This is a genomic window from Enterococcus sp. AZ171 (assembly GCF_051714005.1).
GTDB classification, from domain to species: domain Bacteria; phylum Bacillota; class Bacilli; order Lactobacillales; family Enterococcaceae; genus Enterococcus_B; species Enterococcus_B pernyi.
Genome location: NZ_JBIORA010000001.1, coordinates 663,770 through 682,402, shown reverse-complemented (window position 1 = coordinate 682,402; position 18,633 = coordinate 663,770). Strand labels below are relative to the sequence as shown.

The following is an 18,633-nucleotide window of genomic DNA, read 5'->3' as shown; positions in this document are numbered from 1 at the left end:
ATCAGATGATTTTTCTGATCTATGCAAAAAACAAGCAGTCTTCTGGGATGGGAAGACTGCTTGTTTTTTATTTTGTATGCGTCGTTAAACTCCGCAAAATTCTTTTATATGGCATGGCGCGCCCAATCACGTAGATCATCGTCGATTGGATCGGCAACCAGATAATGGCTTTTAATAAACGTGGTCCCCAGAATACCCAGTTCATCGGTACTTGATACATGATGACCAACCATAATGGTGTCAGGATCAAGCTAACGAACACTGTCACACTGAGCGTGGCTAAGATTGCATTTTTCCAAGTGATCTCTTTGCGATGGAAAAAGAACCCATAAATCGCTCCTTCAATAAAAGCATTCAACGTGAAGCCAATGAAAAAGACAGATTTAGGAAATAATGCCATACCCACCACATCAGCTAACACAGAACCGACCCCTGTCCAAAATGGGCCAAATAAAATACCCATGATTACTTGGGGAATGAACGTTACACTGATTTTGAGTAATGGTGTTTCAAATGAAACTAAGCGAGACAACGTGACCATCAATGCGATCAGCAGTCCCATGATCGTAATCATACGAGCATCTAAACGATTTTTCTTCATTTCTAGCATCTCCTTTAAGAGCTGCTACATGTTTCATGCAGCGAATGCGAAAATAAAACCGCGAACTTACGTCCTTCGTCCTAGAGGCAACATCCCATCCTCTAAGCACTTAACGCTTTATTTTCTACTCTGTTAATAGTGGGAACTTATCCCAGACAAACTATAGCATAGAAAAGGAAGAACTGTAAATAAAAAAACCTAATGTTCTAAACGAAAACGATTCCTAAGTTCGTAACATGGCAGACATTCGCCTTGATCAGCTGTCTCTATCCTCATAAAATCCGAATTTTAAATCTTATTAGGAAAAGGGATCTTACTTCCTTCTTCATGGATCACTTGTCGGAACTCCAAAAATCCGGCTTCAAGCCCTCGTAATAAAACTTCTGCGGTACCGATATTCGTTGCTAAAGGAATATCATATACATCAGCCAAGCGGATCAACGCAGTGACATCAGGTTCATGAGGTTGAGCTGCTAAAGGATCACGCAGGAAAATCACTAGATCCAATTCATCTTCTGAGATCATCGCGCCAATTTGTTGGTCACCGCCTAAAGGTCCTGAATTGAACCGATGGACCAATAATCCTGTGGCTTCTGCAATCTTTTGTCCGGTCGTCCCTGTCGCGAATAGTTCATGTTGTTCCAGTATCGTTTTGTAAGCAGTGGTAAATTTTATCATCAATTCTTTTTTGCGATCATGTGCAATCAATGCTATCTTCATCCGTCCTCACTCCTTTTTTACCAGTGTACCAAATTTCTTTGTGGTTTGATATTTTTCAAATTTCTATAAAAACATATCAAGGACTTCTAGTACATCCACCCATGTGAGAATATCACATTGTTCAATTTTTATTATGTTTCTAGCGGTGTAGTCAATTGAACGCAATTGATGTGTAACAACTTGTCCAGAAATGATTTGTGGTTCTTTGATCTTAATATATGTATCAAATTTTCTTTCAGTTGATGTGATTGGGCAAATCAAACAAAAACCAGTGTATTGGTTGAAGTTATTCTTACTTACTACCAAACCTGGTCTTCGCTTCTTTATTTCCTTTCCTCTAGCTGGATCAAAATCCAGCCATACAATATCTTTTTGCTTTGGATAATCCATTTATAGTTCCTCCCCCTCAAGGTTCATCTCATCCCACTCTTTATCTTCTTGGGTGATTGAATCTCTAAAGCCTGCCCATGCCTCTGGAGTCTTAAAAATATCTTCTTTTTTGGGCTTTAATACATATGTTTCACCTATTTTAATAATCGTATATATTTTTCCAACTTCTGGAGAAATATCTTTGGGAAAAATCGCTCCTACAGAATTTCCAATCTTTCTAACAGTCGTTTCCATTATTATCATCTCCCAGCTTATGTTAAATCGAGTTTAACTTAATTTAACATGAAAATCAAATTTTGTTTTCTTGGTTGCCTCCTTTTTTATATCTCTTAATATCTACAAAGTATTATACGCTCTAAGATAGTGAATACACGGTAAATCTTTGATAACTCGAGCAGTAAAAACAAAAAAATAAATTGCCATATTGCTGGAGTTTGCTCTCATTGTTGAAGGATCTGTTTCATGAACATCATTTATTCTATTTTATAGGTGGCAGATTTAGTAATCTCACGCACTTTCCAATTATTTTGTACACATTGACGAAAGTTCCTACGAATTCTTGTTCATTGTGACATTGAATATAGATAGCGCTTTTAACTATACTAAACACATCAAATAAAAGAAAAAAGAAAGCGTGGTTTGTACGATGGTAGAAATGGCTCTGAAAAATGTATACAAGAAATATGATAATGCAGAAAACTATTCTGTTACTGACTTTAACTTGGCAATCAAAGATCGCGAATTTATCGTATTCGTTGGTCCTTCCGGTTGTGGGAAATCAACAACTCTACGAATGATCGCTGGTCTTGAAGATATTTCCGAAGGAGAATTGAATATCGGAGGCAAAGTAATGAACGATGTTGCTCCTAAAGACCGTGATATCGCGATGGTATTCCAAAACTATGCCTTATACCCTCACATGACGGTATTTGACAACATGGCGTTTGGTTTGAAATTGCGTAAATACGATAAAGCAGACATCCAACAACGTGTAGAAAATGCTGCAGAGATCCTTGGTTTGACTGAATACTTAAAACGTAAACCTGCTGCTCTTTCTGGGGGGCAACGTCAGCGTGTGGCTTTAGGTCGTGCCATCGTACGTGATGCGAAAGTCTTCTTGATGGATGAGCCATTGTCAAACTTGGATGCCAAACTACGTGTAGCCATGCGTGCCGAGATCGCGAAGTTGCATCAACGCTTAGAAACAACAACCATTTACGTTACCCATGACCAAACAGAAGCGATGACGATGGCAGACCGTATCGTCATCATGAAAGATGGATTTATCCAACAAATCGGTTCACCGAAAGAAGTTTATGACACACCAGTCAACATGTTCGTTGCTGGTTTCATTGGTTCGCCTGCCATGAACTTTTTCAACGTAAAATTAAGCCAAGGCGTTATCTCAGATGGTCATGGACTAAAATTGAGAATCCCTGAAGGTAAAAATAAAGTACTAGTTGAAAAAGGTTATGAAGGCAAAGAACTTGTCTTTGGTATTCGTCCTGAAGATATCCACAGTGAACAAGTTGTCTTGGATGCCTCACCAGAAACTGTTGTCAATTCAGAAGTCGTTGTTTCAGAATTACTAGGCGCAGAAACCATGCTTTATACTCGCACTGGAACAACTGAGTTCATTTCAAAAGTTGACGCGCGTGACTTCCATAAACCAGGAGAAATGATCGACCTTGCCTTCAATATCAATAAAGGCCATTTCTTTGATAAAGATACAGAAGATGTCATCACGATCCCATAAACGAAACAGAACTTGATGATACGTAAAAGACCCAACGATCGTTCGATCTTGGGTCTTTTTTTAGTTATTTTTCAGTCTTTATCTGTGGCATTGCTAAACGACTTTTTTGATCGTTCCTTGCACGCTCTCTTTCTTTTGCTGTTTCTTGGCAGCAGTGAAAACTGGGACATCAAAGAATTTACTCAATGTTCCGGCAATGAAGTAAGCGATATTGTAATCCACCAAACTATGGATCAAGCCACCGATCCCCATCAAGATGAATACGGTATAGAAGTAGCCTTCTGCATAGTATGTTTCCGGCATATTCCCAATGAAGAAGAACACACTCACCACTAGCATTTCGATGATCGAGTGGATCACGCCGATCAATAAGTTAAACCCTTGAAAACGCCAGTTCATTAATGTGAATTGCCCGTCTTTTAAGACGATCCCTGGTTTTTTTTGTAAATACCATGCACCGATTAGAGCGAATACCAAATGAGACAATGCACGAAGCGCAATAATCACAGGTGTCGTCAAGAAGAAACCAAATGTTGTACCTAGCGCCACTGCCACAGCTACACCGGGTGAAAAAAACATTGCGATAAATAATGGCACATGTGAAGCTAGTGTAAATGAAGCAGGCGGAATTACGATCTTAGGCATGATCATCGGAATAAGAACGCCCATCCCGATCAATAAAGCGGAAATTGTCAATTTTCTTACAGAATTTGTTTTCATTTTTTTACTCCCTTGATGTGTCTTGACACATTTGTTTTGACCTATTCTACCGCTAACTTTCTAATGTGTCAAGACACATCAAGAGGAACAAGGCGCCTGAAATACCACCCTCTTTAAAATCCAAGAATTTGATTTGGGATCTTGTTTCCTAAAATAGTCAGGCATCACTTGAAGAATACCCAAAATGGTTTTCTCAAGTGATGCCTTCAGACTTAGAGCGAAAAGACTTTTTCAGCCTTCTATTCCTCATTTTATTTTTTTAGATGTTCCATAGCATTGCTCAAAGCAGCAAATTCTTCTAAAGAAAGTGTTTCTCCTCGTCTTTTCGGATCGATTCCTGCCTCTGTTAGACTTGCGGTTAACCAACTTTTAGTTTCTTCGTCTTTCCCATAGGCATGTTGCAAATTATTCCATAAAGTTTTTCTACGCTGTTGAAACGCAGCCTTTGTCAGACGGAAAAAGGCTTTTTCATCCGTTACGGAAACTGCTGGTATTGCGCGTCTTGTCAATTTCAAGATTGCTGAATCCACGTTTGGTTGTGGCACAAATACTGTTTTTGGCACAATAAACGCCAAACTTGCTTCCATATAGTATTGCACAGCGATCGATAAAGAACCATATGCTTTTGTTCCCGGTTTTGCTGAGATGCGATCAGCGACTTCTTTTTGCATCATCACGATCATTTCGTCAACCACTACGTCTGATTCAAGAAAGTGCATCATGATCGGTGTCGTAATATAATAAGGCAAATTAGCCACCACTTTCAATGGTAACCGCTCATTGAATTGAGTATTGACTGCCTCTGCTAAATCAGTTTTCAAAATATCTTGGTGGATGACTGTGACATTCGGATAAGGTGAAAGGGTATCTGCCAAGACAGGAATCAATCGATCGTCGATTTCAAATGCGACTACTTGTTTGGCATGACGCGCGATTTGCTCTGTTAATGCACCAATTCCTGGCCCTACTTCGATCACATTAGTCTGCTGATCGATTTGACCAGTTTCAATGATTTTCCGAAGGATATTCGGCTCTGTCAAAAAGTTTTGTCCTAAGCTCTTCTTAAAAGAGAAGCCGTGCTTCAATAAAATTTCTTTTGTTCTAGTGGGTGTTGCAATATCCCGATATTCACTCATAATGATCCTCCACTTTTTTCATTGCCTGCTTAAACTCAGTTAACGTAATTCGGAACATGTTCAATCGTTTTTCCAATTGTTTTCCGTTCGTATAGCCGATGCGTAATTCATCACCTAGCATCTCACGTTTTTCTTTTGCATGTGCTCCGGCAATCAATCCATATGCAACCAGCATTTGTCTAGTGATCTCCGGTACTTGGGTCTCATCATCGACTGGCGTAACGACCTTTTTCAACGCTTCTAATATCGCTTCATCACTCGCATGTTCGACCCCTAAGCTTCCCTTTTTTTTCGGTACGGCTTGGTTCCTTGGCAAAAATGCATGTTTTGCTTGTGGTACCACTTCCATGATCGTTTTACGGATCTTCTCACCTGAGAAATCTGGGTCCGTAAAAATAATGATTCCCCTAGTTTCCTGTGCATGTTCGATCTGCATCAAGATTTCTTCATTGATCGCTGAACCAATCGTTTCTATCGTATCGGCTTCAACCACTTCTTGTAGCCTTCTCGTATCGTCTTTCCCTTCGACAACAATGATTTCTTGGATCTTTAACTTAGTCATGCTCTGATAATCCAAATAAATGATGGGCGTTTTTCCATGTTTGTGCCGCAACTTCTTCCATTGGTAGTTGACGAAGTTCAGCGATCTTTTCGACTGTGTAACGAGTATACCCTGGTTCATTTCTTTTTCCTCGATAGGGCACTGGCGCTAAATAAGGAGCATCCGTTTCCACTAATAGACGATCCATTGGGACGTTTGTCGCTGCTTCTTGCACATCTAACGCCTTTTTGAATGTCACGACACCACTAAAAGAAATGTGCATCCCTAAATCAAGGAAACGTTGTGCCCATTCATAATCACCACTAAAGCTATGCATGATTCCGCCAATATCACGAATGTCTTCTTCTTTTAACACCTTATAAGTGTCTTCCAAGGCATCTCTCGTATGGATACTGATCGGTAGACGCATTTCTTTTGCGATGGCGATCTGTCTTCTAAAGATTTTATCTTGGACTTCTTTGGGATCTTCCATCCAATAATAATCCAGTCCGATTTCACCTAAAGCAACCACTTTTGGTAAAGTCAGTTGTTCTTGTAGTTTGTTTTCGATTTCTTTCGTATAGCTACCAGCTTCTGTAGGATGCCAGCCGATGATGCTATAAATGTTTGGGTAATCTTGACTAAGCATCAAGGACTTTTCGATCGTTGGTGTATCAAAGCCTACAACGGCCATTTTAGTCACACCTAGTTCTTCTGCACGCTGGATCGTTTCAGGAATATCATCATTGAATTGTTCCGCGTTCAAATGAGTATGAGAATCAAATATCATCTTTATCTCTCCTTTTCATTCATTACTTTAGCATATAAGCAGGCGTTAAAGAAGTCTCAAAGACTAAAAAACATGAGATATCGTACAAAGAAAGACAAGAAATGACTTGATTCACTTCTTGTCTTTTCATTATCAGTTAGTTACTTTCAGTTTGTCTTTTTTTGTAGTAAAACACAGGTACACCTAACAATGTGACTAAGATTCCGATCAATGCCAAATTCGTTTGTGTGATCAGTGTCATCCCTAAAATAAAGATGGCTCCTAAAATCGCAATGATCGGTATCACTGGATAAAGGGGTACTTTGTATGGACGAGGCATCTCTGGGGCTTTCTTTCTTAAAATAAATACGCCAATAAAAATCAATAAGCTAAATAGCCACATGACAAAAATCAACATATCTGTCAGAAAATCAAATGAACCCAAGCTCATCATGATACATGCAATCGCTAGTTGGAACAACGCAGGGACATAAGGAACGGTGAATTTTTTTGAGAGCTTTGTCAACTGGTTACTGAACGGCAACTCATTTTCTAATGCCATTGCATATGGAACACGAATCCCAGTCAACGTATAACCATTCAGTGCGCCGTAGACAGAGATCAAAATACCGATCGTAACGATTTTTCCTCCTAGTTCACCGAAGATGACCGCTGACGCATCAGATGAAGCATTCAAGTTTCCAGCAATTTGATCAATCGGTAATGTTTTTAAAAAGACGAAGTTGATCAATAGATAAACGAATGTCACAAAACTCAATCCTAAAATAATCGCTTTTGGTAGATCCTTTTCTGGACGTTTCATTTCTCCAGCCATGGCTCCGACACCTAACCAGCCATCGTAAGCGAATAGTGTCGCCAACAAAGCACCACTAAGTCCTTCTGCCCATGAAACACCTTGTCCGGCTTCTACTGGAAATAATTGAACAGTACCCTGTCCGGGTGTCAGAAGCCCCCAAATAATGATCACTGCAATTGGGATCAACTTGACTACCAATGTAATCGATTGAACGTACGCACCAACTTTGGTCCCTAACAGATTCAATCCAGTGATAGAAAGTGCTGTAATAATAGCAATCACCAATAAATAATCAGGAGATAGCTGTAAGAGATTGATCAGCTGTGTTGCAAAGATGATCGATAATGCCGCAATGTTGGCTGGAAAGTAAATCAAACTTTGTGCCCAGCCTAACAAAAAACTTGGTAACTTACCGTAAGCTGCTTCAATATACTTGACAGCTCCACCTGTTTCAGGAATGGCAGTGGCTAATTCAGCGACTGTTAGCCCCGCACAGATCGTTAAGAATCCCCCTAACAACCACGCGAGTAACGTCAAACTTGTTGATTGTGTACTTGCCACTACCGCTGCTGTTTTAAAAAAGACGCCGGCGCCGATCACAGTTCCCATTACTGTGGATAATGCACCAAACAAATTGATCTCGCGTTTTAATTTCCCCTTCATCCTCTTCCTCATTTCGTATTTCTTTTTTATTTTTTTCAGTATAACCGAGAACTTTTCATTTTACCATTCTTTTCAGAAATTTGTAGTGAAAATATCCCTCTAAAGACGGATGTATTCTTGTCTTACTTCTTATAGAATGAAGCTACTTGAAATGTCAGGAGGTACCCTATGGATTTTCAATCGATCGATCCAAAACTAGCATCTTATCTAAAAGATAAAGGTACTACTTTCTTTCCACAAAAAGAACAAAAACAATCCAAGCTACATTGGTTATTGTTGATTTTATTTGGCTGGCTAACAATTGCGACATTGACACAGCAATTGCTATTGATGGCTAGTTTTCTTCTCATTGCCGCCTTGATCAAAGGGCCTGGGATGTTGTTGTGGGGAATCGTCTATTCCTTTCTCGTCGGCTTGTTTCCGCCCATTGCTTTTTTACTATCGGTCATCTTTTTACTATTGAATGTTCAAACGATCGTCAAAAATTGGCGCGTCACGATGGTCGGGATTTTTTTCTACGGCTATCCTTTAACCATGAACGCCTTGCGCCACTTGACTGATTGGGATACAAGATGGTTCTTTGCGATCAGCTTGCTCCTAGGGCTGGTGATCCTTCACTCGCTATTGACCAAGATTTATGTACGTTACGGCAATAGCCGCCTGATTGCTTGGTATATTCTATGTATTCCATTTTCAATCGTCGCAGCATTATTGCCAACGAAAGTCAAACAACGGCTAAAACTAAAAAAAGTCGGACGATGATTATCATCGCTCGACTTTTTCAATATATCTATAAAGCTATTTTATTGATGAACCGATCCTGTGAATTTCATTTTTTTTTAAAACTGTTCATACATATCTTGACTCATACCTAAAGTATCAAGTAAATAACCATTCTCGGTTCCCCAATTACTTAAACCTCTGTAGTAGAACTCACGATGGACAACTTTGATCACGAAAGGCATGATATTGGGCCTCAAGCATTCTTTGAACATCATCAAACGTCCCATACGTCCGTTGCCATCTGCAAATGGGTGGATGCGTTCATATTTCACATGAAAATCTGCAATTTCAACTAAGCTTTGTTTTTTTGAGTTCTCATAGTGAGCAAGTAATTCCGTCATTTTTTCAGTTACTTCCTCGGATGCTATGGTTTCAACCTCATCATAACCAAAACCAATCATATTTTGAACAAGTTTAAATTCTCCGACAGGTGTTAGCGGATTGTTTTCATCAGTTGTTCCTCGTTTCAAAATTCGATGTAGTTCTTTGATAAAATCATTCGATAACGGTTCTTCGATATGATCGATCACGTAATCGAAACCTTTGAAATGATTTTCTGTTTCTTTGATATCATCTAGTTTCGTTGCCTCGCCACTTTCAGCAGGAGGGAGAATATTATTTTCAAATATTAAGGCGGTTTGCTTCTCAGAAATTCTCGACCCTTCGATTCGATTGGAGTTATACGCCATTTCTACTTGAGTCAAATGGTAAATTCCGCCATGCAGATTTGCTTTTTTTTCCAGTACAAATCGGGTAACTAAATCTAACTCAGCCACATTCATCTTTCGTCTCCTTCCAATAGATAGCATAGTTATCCTATTTCTTATCAAGCGCTAACTAAGCCAATGACCTGCTCATTCGGCTTGGATCGTTTACTTACTCACTTTTCTTTCTTATTGTAACATGAATGAATGGTTTAATACTGCAGTTCCAAAAAATTTGTCACTCAATCAAAGTTATAAAAAAGCCGAGGAGATTCGTCCTTTCGTACCCCCTAAAAACAAATAAACGGTGTTCGCACAACCTCGTTAGTTTTATTTTTATAGAGCCATGAAAAGTAAGGTTATCAAAAAAGAACTATTCTAAGCTTATTTGCTTAGAATAGTTCTTAACAGTCATTGATTAGCCAACTTCAGAACCGTTTGGCATACCTTTTGGTGCTTCGATCACTTGTAATGAACCATCAGCTGCTTCTGCTGAAAGAATCATTCCTTGACTGATCAGCCCGCGCATTTTGCGTGGTTTCAAGTTAGCAACGATCACTAATTTTTTGCCGATCAATTCACTTGGATCAGGATAAAATTCGGCAATACCGGATAAGATTTGACGGTCTTGGTCATCTCCTGCATCTAGACGGAATTGCAATAATTTATCTGCCCCTTCGACTTTTTGGCAATTGATGACTTCTGCTACTTTTAATTCGACTTTTTCAAATACATCGAATTTGATTTGTTTTTCTTTAGTCGAAACAAGCTCTGTTTCTTCTGGGTCCCATTTGACAGAGTCCTCATTTGTTTGAGTACCTTCTGACATTTTTGCTTGGATATACGCAATTTCTTCTTCCAGCTCTAAGCGTGGGAAAATCGGTGTACCTTTTGCAACGACTTTTGTCCCAGATGGGAATTCACCGAAGTGTAATCCTTCAAGGTTCATCGTCTCGGCATCCAACCCTAATTGATTGAAGATTTTAGTTGGTGTTTCTGTCATGATCGGTTGTAAGAGGATCGCAGTGATACGTAACGATTCAGCTAAGTGGATCATCACGCTCTCTAACTCTTTTTTCTTCTCTTCGTCTTTTGCTAAGACCCAAGGTTCTGTTTCATCGATATATTTGTTGGCACGAGAAATCAATACCCAGATTTCGGCTAAAGCAGTGTTGAATTCCATTTTTTCCATTGCGTCATGATAACGACCAACCACATTCGCAGCAGTTGTTGATAACTCACTGTCAAACGGTGTCACTAATGACGCATAGTCAGGAACCATGCCATCACAATATTTATTGATCATTGCAATCGTTCGATTCAAAAGATTCCCTAAGTCATTCGCCAAATCGTAGTTCACACGTGACACAAAGTCTTCTGGTGTAAATACGCCATCTGAACCAAATGGTACTGCACGCAATAAGTAATAACGCAAAGCATCTAAGCCATAGCGTTCTACGAGCATTTCTGGATAAACGACATTGCCTTTCGATTTAGACATCTTGCCGTCTTTCATCAACAACCAGCCATGTCCAAAGACTTTCTTTGGCAATGGGATATCTAATGCCATCAACATGATCGGCCAATAGATCGTATGGAACCGAACGATTTCTTTTCCAACCATATGGACATCTGCGGGCCAATATTTCTGGAATAATTGATCGTCTTCTGAACCGTAGCCCAGTGCGGTGATGTAGTTCGACAACGCATCGATCCAGACATACACTACATGTTTCGGATCATTTTTAACATTGATTCCCCAGCTGAATGTCGTCCGTGAAACTGCTAGATCTTCTAAACCTGGTTTGATGAAGTTATTGATCATCTCATTTTTACGTGATTCAGGTTGGATAAACTCTGGGTGTTCTTCGTAGTACTCTAACAAGCGATCTGCATACTTACTCATACGGAAGAAATAAGACTCTTCCTTGACTAGCTCAACTTCATGACCACTTGGCGCTTTCCCGCCGATCACTTTGCCGTCTTCATCTTTGTATACTTCTGCAAGTTGAGTTTCTGTAAAGAATTCCTCATCAGAGACAGAATACCAACCTTCATATTCACCTAAGTAAATATCGCCTTGTTCAAGCAAACGATCAAAGATTTTTTGAACTGCTGCTTTATGATAATCATCAGTTGTGCGAATGAATTTATCGTAGCTGATATCTAATGTTTTCCATAGTTTTTTGACATCTGCAGCCATTTTGTCTACATATTCCTGTGGCTCTACGCCTAATTCTTCTGCTTTTTTCTCGATTTTCTGTCCGTGTTCATCTACCCCAGTTAGATAAAACACATCAAAGCCCATCAAACGTTTATAACGTGCAACAGCATCACATGCAATCGTTGTATAAGAATTGCCAATGTGCAGTTTGCCACTTGGATAATAGATGGGCGTAGTGATATAAAAAGTTTCCTTTTCTGCCATGGGGTACTTCCTCCTTTATCGCATGGTGCGAATTCGTTTCCTTGCTAGTATACCATAAAATGAATGCGCTGTTAGCTTTTTTTGATAACTCCCGAAATGTAAAGATGTCCTTTCCCTTCAAGAAAACATCTATAAAGAACCTACGTTATCGTGATGAACCACTTCCTTCTCTATCCACACTCTCGCTCCTTTTTCTTCAGGATCGTCTACTCTCTCATTTTTACTTTACAAACATGCTATAATAAGCAATATCATATAAGAAAAGGTTTTGAGACTAATGACAAAAAAACACAAACGAATGATTATCAGCATTGCTTTACTTTCTCTCATCCATCTACTATTTAGTTTTTACTATTTACATCTGTATGGTTATTTCAATCTACATGGGCAATTAAATACTTTTCTTTTGCTCACTTTGATCCTTCGAGTGATCCTAGCAGGGTATATCGTCCTCTGTGGCTTTTTCGCCATTCGAGAAGAAAAACAGAAGCTTCTCCCTTTTTATTTGCTTTTCTTCCTATTTAATCTACTCTTACCGTTTCTTTTTCAACTCTGAGTTGGATTTATTTGTCTAGAAATCTTTGGTTTTCAGAGAGATTCTGCTACAATAAAGTAAAAAGTACCTTAACATAATAGGAGGTGAGAAAGTGGAACATTTTCATTCAAAAGAAGAAGAAAAAACATATTATGAACAAGAGGCCTCTGAAACTGATTTCTTATCTTGGTACCAAGACCAAGAACGTCCTGAATATGAAAAACCTTCCTTGACCGTCGATATCGTTTTACTCTGCTACAACAAAGAAGAAGATCAATTAAAAGTTTTACTTATCCAACGTAAAAGCCATCCTTACCGAAATTCTTGGGCACTTCCCGGAGGATTCGTCCAAAAAAATGAATCGACTGGTGCCAGCGTATTGCGAGAAACAAAAGAAGAAACAGGCGTCATCATATCCGAAGAAAATATTGAACAACTGCATACCTTCAGTACACCGAATCGTGATCCTCGTGGCTGGGTCGTGACAGTCAGCTATCTCGCCTTTATCGGTGAAGAACCTTTGATCGCTGGAGACGATGCCAAAGAAGTGCAGTGGTTTTCACTTGAACGCAATGCAAACAAACTGCATTTATCGAGTGGGGATGTAGCAATCACTCTAGACTTGACGACGAGCGAGTCTTCTGGCAAAGACACATTAGCTTTTGACCATAGCGAGATCATTGTCAAAGCCTTCAACCGTGTCGTCAACAAAATGGAACATGAACCCCAAGTGCTTCAAGTGCTAGGAAAAGACTTCACGATCACTGAAGCACGCAAAGTATTCGCTAAATTCTTAGGGATCGATTTTAAAATGATCGATCATTCCAATTTCAAAAAAGCTATGTTACAATACTTCGATGAAATCGGTGAACGTCCTGTCGGTATCGGACGTCCCTCAAAGATCTATCAATTAAAACGTGGACATACAGAGTAAATATCCACCCGTGAAAACGGGTGGCTTTTTAACAGCTCTAGAAGGGCTCACCACTCGCTAGCCCCTTAAATGAACTGAACCCCAAAAGTTGAACTATTTAATGGACTGTTTCCGATATTCTACTGGAGATAGTCCATTTAACTTTAGTTTTATTCTTTTGTTATTATACCATCTAATATACTCATTTAATTTACTTTGAAATGTCTCAATTAATCGGAATTTTTCTCGATAAAAAAACTCTGATTTAAGCACACCAAAAAAATTTTCTATTACAGAATTATCTAAGCAATTTCCTTTTCTAGACATGCTTTGAATAATGTTATTCTCTTTTAATTTTTTTTGATATTGTGGCATCTGATACTGCCATCCTTGATCTGAATGTAGAATCAGTGAACCCTCAGTTCCCTTTTTTTTAATTGCTTGTTGAAGCATTTCTTCAATCAGTTTATATGTTGGACTAGTTGATATACTATAACTAATTATTTCTCCGTTAAATAAATCAAGTATAGGAGATAGATAGATTTTTCTTCCTTTTATCTTGAATTCAGTGACGTCTGTCACCCATTTTTTATTGGGTGTATCTACTGAAAAATTTCGTTTTAACACATTCTTGGCAATTTTTCCTACTGTTCCTTTATAAGATTTATATCGCTTTATTCGGATTTGACAGGTAAGTCCCATTTGGGACATTAATTTTCTAACTGTTTTATGATTGATTGTATATCCTTTCATCTTTAACGCTAAAGTGACTCTACGATAACCATAAGAGTTTCTTGATTCTTTTACAATCGCTGTAATTTCTTGCTTAATCTTGCTATATTTATCTGGCTTATCTAATTTTTTTACCCAGTAATAATAAGTTGACTTCGCTAATTGTGCAATTGAAAGTAATAGATTCAATTTAAATTCTTTTTTGAGCTGAAGGATTGTTTTAACCTTGATTTCTTCTTGCTCAAATCTTGTTCTTGAATCAAGGTTTCTAACTTTTTTAAATATGCGTTCTCTGCTCTTAAACGAATAACTTCTTCTTCAAGAGACTCATCTTTAAGTTTTTTAGGAATGTTTAGCTTGGAATTCATACTAATTTTTCTGCCCCTTTTTTGGCTCTCAAGTGAAGAAGAACCGTCTTCTTCATATTGCTCTATCCATTTACTTAGAGTTCTATTTGAACCGATATTAAATTTTTTAGCAGTTTCTTGGATAGAAAGACCATTTGTTTCCATATATTCTATAACATCAAGTTTAAATTTTGTAGTGTAGCTTTTGCCACCTCCAACCAAGCCTTCCCAACCATGATAGTTATAAATCCTTACCCAATGTCTAACCAGTGTACGATTTATTTGATATTTATGTGCAAGATATTTGTAGCCGCCTTCGTTATTTAAATAGTCTGAAACTACTTTTTTCTTAAAATCAAATGTATATTTCCGCAAAAAAAGCACCCCTTTTAATTAGATTTCTAGTCTAACTTTTGGGGTGCACATCAAAAGGAGGCATATCCCATTTTCCATGAATTAGTTGAAGCTTTTCGAGACAAAGATCCTGACTTGCTTTTCTCCTTATTGGCAGAACTTCCCGAAACATTAGATGAAGGATTTCGTGAGAAACTTCAAAACCTTCTGATCTACGAAGAAGGCATCGGCAATGCGATGATTTATCCTTACTCCAATGGAAAAATAGAAGCAAAGAATACCCACATAAAAACAATGAAACGAGTATTCTACGGATTTAAATCATTTGAGAATATGAAAATTAGAATCTTTTTGACCAATCAATTAATCAAAGTTAGATAACACAAAATCTGAGTCAGAATGAGGTTTGTTCTGACCCAGATTTAGTTTTTCGCAACTCATCAGTCCTTATTGACAAAGAGCCCATATCTTTTATTATACAAAAATAGACAAAAGTATTAGTCTACACTCTTAGTAAAGAGGAAACTGATGCTTTTGTCTACAGTCTGAAAGGAGAAGAGCATTCATGCTCTTCTCCTCTTTTTTGGTTTGTCATAATTAGTGAGCTTCTCTGAAAGAAATTCCTAGAAACAAAAACAGTAGATGTTTTTTATTAGCAAGGCGAACCCTGGCGCCCCTACCAGTTTTTTTATTCAAAAAGGACTTGTTTCCCGATTTCAACTAATTCCAGACTCTTTTTATTTGTGGAAGGAGCTGTTTGTTCTTTCATATCGATCAATACTAACTTTTTGCTATACCATTGCGATTTATATTGGAGCTTTGCTAATAGCTTATGCCAGTCTTGGATAGAAAAATCACCTTCCGGACAATCTGCTGAAATCGATTCGACAAACAAATAATCATAATGACGGATCACTGTTCCTGAAATTTGTTCTAAATAGTCTTCTCGTTGAAATTTTTGTTTTAAATAAAGGTCTTTGATTTTCCTTTTTTGCTTTTGATAATTTTTTACTCTTTCAACGTGTGTGCGTCGATGCTGTGCTGATCGTCCTTTGATCACAAGCTTTCTCTTTGCCCGCAGAAGTTGTTGATCAACTTGTTTGAATTTAGGAATCGTGATGTCAAGTGGTGTGGACATCTCCACTAGACGATCTGGATCATAGGCTATCCCGATCCATTTATTTGACGCTTTCATCGTCTTTTGGGGAACTTCACAGAGCAAGGAGACATAAAAGATCTCGTTGTATCGAGATGAGATCGTTGCTGAACGAATCGTTCCTTCAATCGGACGATGGGCATGGATGCGAATTTTCTCTTTTAGCTTTGGCAATTTGAGGTATGTTTCTTCTAAATAGATTGTTCCTTTTTGATTATTCGTCGTATACGACTGCCAAATACTTTTTTTATTTTTTAGTTTGGGGAAGCTTGCGCGTCCTTTAAAATAATTACGAAATGCACGATCCAAATTTAATTGGGTATTCGCTAAGGCTAAACTATCGACTTCTTTTAAAAACGGATATTGCTTTTTTAAAGAAGCTGGTGTCAGCGTATAATCGATCGCTTGTGTTTCTAAATAATACGCCTGTCTGGCTTTTAATAAATGATTGTAAGTGAAACGCACACAACCAAATGTTTGGATCAACCACTGTTTTTGTGAATCAGTGGGATAGATTCGAAATTTAAAGGCTTTTAGCATCGGCTTCTCCCCCTAGTTTGCGACTAGCAAGGCTTCTTTCTGCCGTTTTAATTTTTTCGCATAATAAGCAACTTCTTGTTCTGTTGCATATACAAAATGTTCAGGAGCAATTTCTCTTAACGTGCGGATTTGTCCATCATCTGGTTCAGGTTGATACTTGATCCGGCGACGTTGGCGTTCATGATCAGGGTCAGGCAATGGGATCGCTGATAGTAAGCTTTCCGTATATGGGTGCACTCCATGATTATAGATTTCTTCACTGGTTCCCATCTCAAGCAACAAGCCATTGTGCATCACACCAATACGGTCACTGATATGTTTCACCATGGATAGATCGTGCGCGATAAACAAGTAAGTCAATCCTTGCTCTTTTTGTAAATCTTGTAAAAGATTGACCACTTGGGCTTGGATCGATACGTCTAAAGCAGAGATTGGTTCATCACAAATGATAAACTTCGGATTGACTGCTAATGCTCGTGCAATCCCGATCCGTTGGCGTTGTCCCCCTGAAAATTCATGAGGATAGCGTGTGCCATGGCTGGGATTTAAGCCAACTGTTTTTAGTAACTCGTTGACTTTTTCTGCACGTTCTTCGGGTGATTTAGCTAGTCCGTTGACATCGATTCCTTCTGCAATGATATCTCGTACTTTCATTCTTGGATTTAATGAAGCATATGGATCTTGGAAAATCATTTGGACTTCATGACGAAACTTTGTCATGGCTTGTTTGCCTTTTAATTTCGTCACATCTTGCCCATCAAATAAGATCTCGCCACCCGTTGGTTCATTCAAACGGATGATCGTTCGACCTGTGGTTGACTTTCCACTACCAGATTCGCCAACTAAGCCGAATGTTTCTCCTTCATAGATGTGAAAACTGATATCATTCACCGCATGGACTTCATTTTTCTTTCCTACATTAAAATACTGTTTTAAGCCTTTAACCTCGAGCAGTTTTTTGTTCATTGTTCAATCCCCCTTGGCCATGTGCTTTTTGCTTTTCTTGAAAAATCGCCCAGCGCCGTTGAATCTCTTCTGGCGGTGTCACTTTTGGAGCTTGTGGGGCTAATAGCCAAGTAGCTGCTTGGTGTGTTGGTGATAGTTCGAAAAACGGTGGTGCTTGTTCCGCATCGATTTTCAATGCAAATTCATTTCGTGGATAGAAGGCATCACCTTTTGGCGGATTCAATAAATCCGGTGGAGAACCTGGGATTGCATATAAGCGGTCATTGCCACTTTCCAATGTAGGCATAGAGCCAAGTAAGCCCCATGTATACGGATGCTGTGGATTGTAAAAAATCTCTTCAGATGTCCCCACTTCAATGATTTTTCCACCGTACATCACTGCTACTCGATCAGCGACATTCGCTACGACACCAAGATCATGGGTGATAAAAATGATCGACGTGTCGATTTTTGATTGGATTTTTTTCAACAACTCTAAAATCTGTGCTTGGATCGTCACATCTAAGGCTGTCGTTGGTTCATCTGCAATCAAGATTTCTGGGTAACAAATCAACGCGATCGCGATCACGATCCGTTGCCGTTGTCCCCCTGAAAATTGATGAGGATAGCTATGGATGCGTTTCTCAGCTTCCGGGATTCCTACAAGATTCAATAATTCTAAAGCGGCTTTTTGCCCCTCTTTTTTCGATACTTTATTATGCTTACGTAAAGATTCTGCTACTTGTTTACCAATCGTCATCGTTGGATCTAATGAAGTCATCGGATCTTGGAAGATCATCGCAATTTCTTTCCCACGAATCTTTTGCATTTCTTTTTCTGTTTTATCAACAATGTTTTGTCCTTTGAATAAAATCTCACCAGAATCGATCGATGCGTTACTTGACAGTAAACGCATGATACTTCTAGTCGTTACAGATTTCCCACTACCGGATTCGCCAACGATTGCCAATGTTTCACCTTTGTTCAAATGAAAATCGACGCCTCGGATTGCTTGGACTTTTCCAGCATAGGTATCAAAGGAGATTTGTAAGTTCTTTACTTCAAGAATTTTCGTCATCGTAC

The 18,633-nt window shown here is 38.7% G+C and carries 19 protein-coding genes, 1 pseudogene and 1 riboswitch; of the genes and pseudogenes, 5 read left to right on the top strand and 15 right to left on the bottom strand.

The genetic code is table 11. The features are described from left to right. Positions 1-67: 67 nt before the first annotated feature. The 4 genes from IGJ49_RS03215 to IGJ49_RS03200 all read right to left on the bottom strand — a co-directional run bounded on the left by IGJ49_RS03215 (position 68) and on the right by IGJ49_RS03200 (position 1,945). Positions 68-601 carry a folate family ECF transporter S component gene (locus tag IGJ49_RS03215; protein ID WP_375152120.1) on the bottom strand — a complete coding sequence of 178 codons (534 nt, stop codon included), beginning with the start codon at positions 599-601 and terminating at the stop codon, positions 68-70. Between the two features lie 36 nt (positions 602-637). Further along, a riboswitch (THF riboswitch) is annotated at positions 638-735 on the bottom strand. A 154-nt stretch (positions 736-889) separates the two neighbouring features. Further along, entirely contained in the window at positions 890-1,321 is a 432-nt protein-coding gene (mgsA, locus tag IGJ49_RS03210; RefSeq protein WP_023519225.1) for a methylglyoxal synthase, read from the bottom strand. A 63-nt stretch (positions 1,322-1,384) separates the two neighbouring features. Then, positions 1,385-1,711 carry a type II toxin-antitoxin system PemK/MazF family toxin gene (locus IGJ49_RS03205; RefSeq protein WP_010736132.1) on the bottom strand — a complete coding sequence of 109 codons (327 nt, stop codon included), beginning with the start codon at positions 1,709-1,711 and terminating at the stop codon, positions 1,385-1,387. After that, on the bottom strand, positions 1,712-1,945 hold the full coding sequence (locus IGJ49_RS03200; protein ID WP_010736133.1) for an AbrB/MazE/SpoVT family DNA-binding domain-containing protein: 234 nt from the start codon (positions 1,943-1,945) through the stop codon (positions 1,712-1,714). 412 nt (positions 1,946-2,357) lie between these two features. Here IGJ49_RS03200 and IGJ49_RS03195 point away from each other — a divergent pair, with 412 nt between their 5' ends. Beyond that, positions 2,358-3,467 carry an ABC transporter ATP-binding protein gene (locus tag IGJ49_RS03195; RefSeq protein ID WP_010736134.1) on the top strand — a complete coding sequence of 370 codons (1,110 nt, stop codon included), beginning with the start codon at positions 2,358-2,360 and terminating at the stop codon, positions 3,465-3,467. Between the two features lie 93 nt (positions 3,468-3,560). Here IGJ49_RS03195 and IGJ49_RS03190 read toward each other — a convergent pair whose 3' ends face one another. From IGJ49_RS03190 to IGJ49_RS03170, 5 genes are all read right to left on the bottom strand, one after another. After that, complete coding sequence (locus tag IGJ49_RS03190) at positions 3,561-4,187, bottom strand: hypothetical protein (RefSeq protein WP_438722383.1); 627 nt, start codon at positions 4,185-4,187, stop codon at positions 3,561-3,563. 251 nt (positions 4,188-4,438) lie between these two features. Continuing rightward, positions 4,439-5,323: a 16S rRNA (adenine(1518)-N(6)/adenine(1519)-N(6))-dimethyltransferase RsmA gene (rsmA, locus tag IGJ49_RS03185; RefSeq protein WP_010736136.1), complete on the bottom strand. Its 885-nt coding sequence runs from the start codon at positions 5,321-5,323 to the stop codon at positions 4,439-4,441. After that, complete coding sequence (gene rnmV / locus IGJ49_RS03180) at positions 5,316-5,885, bottom strand: ribonuclease M5 (RefSeq protein WP_010736137.1); 570 nt, start codon at positions 5,883-5,885, stop codon at positions 5,316-5,318. The genes rsmA and rnmV overlap by 8 nt, the downstream gene beginning before the upstream one ends. Next, complete coding sequence (locus IGJ49_RS03175) at positions 5,878-6,654, bottom strand: TatD family hydrolase (RefSeq protein ID WP_023519222.1); 777 nt, start codon at positions 6,652-6,654, stop codon at positions 5,878-5,880. The genes rnmV and IGJ49_RS03175 overlap by 8 nt, the downstream gene beginning before the upstream one ends. Positions 6,655-6,790: 136 nt before the next feature. Next, positions 6,791-8,113, bottom strand: a complete 1,323-nt coding sequence (locus IGJ49_RS03170; protein ID WP_010736139.1) for an APC family permease — start codon at positions 8,111-8,113, stop codon at positions 6,791-6,793. Positions 8,114-8,281: 168 nt separating this feature from the next. Here IGJ49_RS03170 and IGJ49_RS03165 point away from each other — a divergent pair, with 168 nt between their 5' ends. Further along, on the top strand, positions 8,282-8,875 hold the full coding sequence (locus tag IGJ49_RS03165) for a hypothetical protein (RefSeq protein WP_023519221.1): 594 nt from the start codon (positions 8,282-8,284) through the stop codon (positions 8,873-8,875). A gap of 77 nt (positions 8,876-8,952) precedes the next feature. On the opposite strand, the gene IGJ49_RS03160 is transcribed toward IGJ49_RS03165, so the two are convergent. Both IGJ49_RS03160 and metG read right to left on the bottom strand, forming a co-directional pair. Continuing rightward, a complete protein-coding gene (locus IGJ49_RS03160) occupies positions 8,953-9,678 on the bottom strand; it encodes a Fic family protein (RefSeq protein ID WP_438722381.1) in 726 nt (241 codons plus the stop codon). A 340-nt stretch (positions 9,679-10,018) separates the two neighbouring features. Then, on the bottom strand, positions 10,019-12,028 hold the full coding sequence (gene metG / locus IGJ49_RS03155) for a methionine--tRNA ligase (RefSeq protein ID WP_010736142.1): 2,010 nt from the start codon (positions 12,026-12,028) through the stop codon (positions 10,019-10,021). A gap of 277 nt (positions 12,029-12,305) precedes the next feature. Here metG and IGJ49_RS03150 point away from each other — a divergent pair, with 277 nt between their 5' ends. Together IGJ49_RS03150 and IGJ49_RS03145 are read left to right on the top strand one after the other, a co-directional pair. Continuing rightward, positions 12,306-12,584 carry a hypothetical protein gene (locus tag IGJ49_RS03150; protein ID WP_010736143.1) on the top strand — a complete coding sequence of 93 codons (279 nt, stop codon included), beginning with the start codon at positions 12,306-12,308 and terminating at the stop codon, positions 12,582-12,584. A gap of 91 nt (positions 12,585-12,675) precedes the next feature. Then, entirely contained in the window at positions 12,676-13,497 is an 822-nt protein-coding gene (locus IGJ49_RS03145) for an NUDIX hydrolase (RefSeq protein ID WP_349521297.1), read from the top strand. A 93-nt stretch (positions 13,498-13,590) separates the two neighbouring features. On the opposite strand, the gene IGJ49_RS03140 is transcribed toward IGJ49_RS03145, so the two are convergent. Continuing rightward, positions 13,591-14,930, bottom strand: a protein-coding gene (locus IGJ49_RS03140) for an IS3-like element ISEnfa3 family transposase (protein ID WP_438722380.1) whose coding sequence is annotated in 2 segments (ribosomal slippage) — positions 13,591-14,489 and positions 14,489-14,930 — 1,341 coding nt in all. Because the reading frame shifts where the segments join, the coding sequence is not laid out codon by codon here. A gap of 54 nt (positions 14,931-14,984) precedes the next feature. On the opposite strand from IGJ49_RS03140, the pseudogene IGJ49_RS03135 reads away from it, so the two are divergent. Beyond that, a pseudogene (locus IGJ49_RS03135) lies at positions 14,985-15,290 on the top strand (transposase); the annotation flags it as partial. A gap of 307 nt (positions 15,291-15,597) precedes the next feature. On the opposite strand, the gene IGJ49_RS03130 reads toward IGJ49_RS03135, so the two are convergent. From IGJ49_RS03130 to IGJ49_RS03120, 3 genes are read right to left on the bottom strand one after another with little or no spacing between them, the layout of a single operon-like run. Beyond that, on the bottom strand, positions 15,598-16,605 hold the full coding sequence (locus IGJ49_RS03130) for an RNA-guided endonuclease TnpB family protein (protein ID WP_438722378.1): 1,008 nt from the start codon (positions 16,603-16,605) through the stop codon (positions 15,598-15,600). A gap of 12 nt (positions 16,606-16,617) precedes the next feature. Next, positions 16,618-17,571 carry an ABC transporter ATP-binding protein gene (locus IGJ49_RS03125; protein WP_010736151.1) on the bottom strand — a complete coding sequence of 318 codons (954 nt, stop codon included), beginning with the start codon at positions 17,569-17,571 and terminating at the stop codon, positions 16,618-16,620. Next, on the bottom strand, positions 17,546-18,628 hold the full coding sequence (locus IGJ49_RS03120; RefSeq protein ID WP_019722498.1) for an ABC transporter ATP-binding protein: 1,083 nt from the start codon (positions 18,626-18,628) through the stop codon (positions 17,546-17,548). Before IGJ49_RS03120 ends, IGJ49_RS03125 begins: the two co-directional genes overlap by 26 nt. Positions 18,629-18,633 lie beyond the last annotated feature (5 nt).

Coding starts and splice junctions, on each gene's coding strand:
- IGJ49_RS03215 (WP_375152120.1), bottom strand. CDS start 601: ATGAAGAAAAATCGTTTAGATGCTCGTATGATTACGATCATGGGACTG.
- mgsA (WP_023519225.1), bottom strand. CDS start 1,321: ATGAAGATAGCATTGATTGCACATGATCGCAAAAAAGAATTGATGATA.
- IGJ49_RS03205 (WP_010736132.1), bottom strand. CDS start 1,711: ATGGATTATCCAAAGCAAAAAGATATTGTATGGCTGGATTTTGATCCA.
- IGJ49_RS03200 (WP_010736133.1), bottom strand. CDS start 1,945: ATGGAAACGACTGTTAGAAAGATTGGAAATTCTGTAGGAGCGATTTTT.
- IGJ49_RS03195 (WP_010736134.1), top strand. CDS start 2,358: ATGGTAGAAATGGCTCTGAAAAATGTATACAAGAAATATGATAATGCA.
- IGJ49_RS03190 (WP_438722383.1), bottom strand. CDS start 4,187: ATGAAAACAAATTCTGTAAGAAAATTGACAATTTCCGCTTTATTGATC.
- rsmA (WP_010736136.1), bottom strand. CDS start 5,323: ATGAGTGAATATCGGGATATTGCAACACCCACTAGAACAAAAGAAATT.
- rnmV (WP_010736137.1), bottom strand. CDS start 5,885: ATGACTAAGTTAAAGATCCAAGAAATCATTGTTGTCGAAGGGAAAGAC.
- IGJ49_RS03175 (WP_023519222.1), bottom strand. CDS start 6,654: ATGATATTTGATTCTCATACTCATTTGAACGCGGAACAATTCAATGAT.
- IGJ49_RS03170 (WP_010736139.1), bottom strand. CDS start 8,113: ATGAAGGGGAAATTAAAACGCGAGATCAATTTGTTTGGTGCATTATCC.
- IGJ49_RS03165 (WP_023519221.1), top strand. CDS start 8,282: ATGGATTTTCAATCGATCGATCCAAAACTAGCATCTTATCTAAAAGAT.
- IGJ49_RS03160 (WP_438722381.1), bottom strand. CDS start 9,678: ATGAATGTGGCTGAGTTAGATTTAGTTACCCGATTTGTACTGGAAAAA.
- metG (WP_010736142.1), bottom strand. CDS start 12,028: ATGGCAGAAAAGGAAACTTTTTATATCACTACGCCCATCTATTATCCA.
- IGJ49_RS03150 (WP_010736143.1), top strand. CDS start 12,306: ATGACAAAAAAACACAAACGAATGATTATCAGCATTGCTTTACTTTCT.
- IGJ49_RS03130 (WP_438722378.1), bottom strand. CDS start 16,605: ATGCTAAAAGCCTTTAAATTTCGAATCTATCCCACTGATTCACAAAAA.
- IGJ49_RS03125 (WP_010736151.1), bottom strand. CDS start 17,571: ATGAACAAAAAACTGCTCGAGGTTAAAGGCTTAAAACAGTATTTTAAT.
- IGJ49_RS03120 (WP_019722498.1), bottom strand. CDS start 18,628: ATGACGAAAATTCTTGAAGTAAAGAACTTACAAATCTCCTTTGATACC.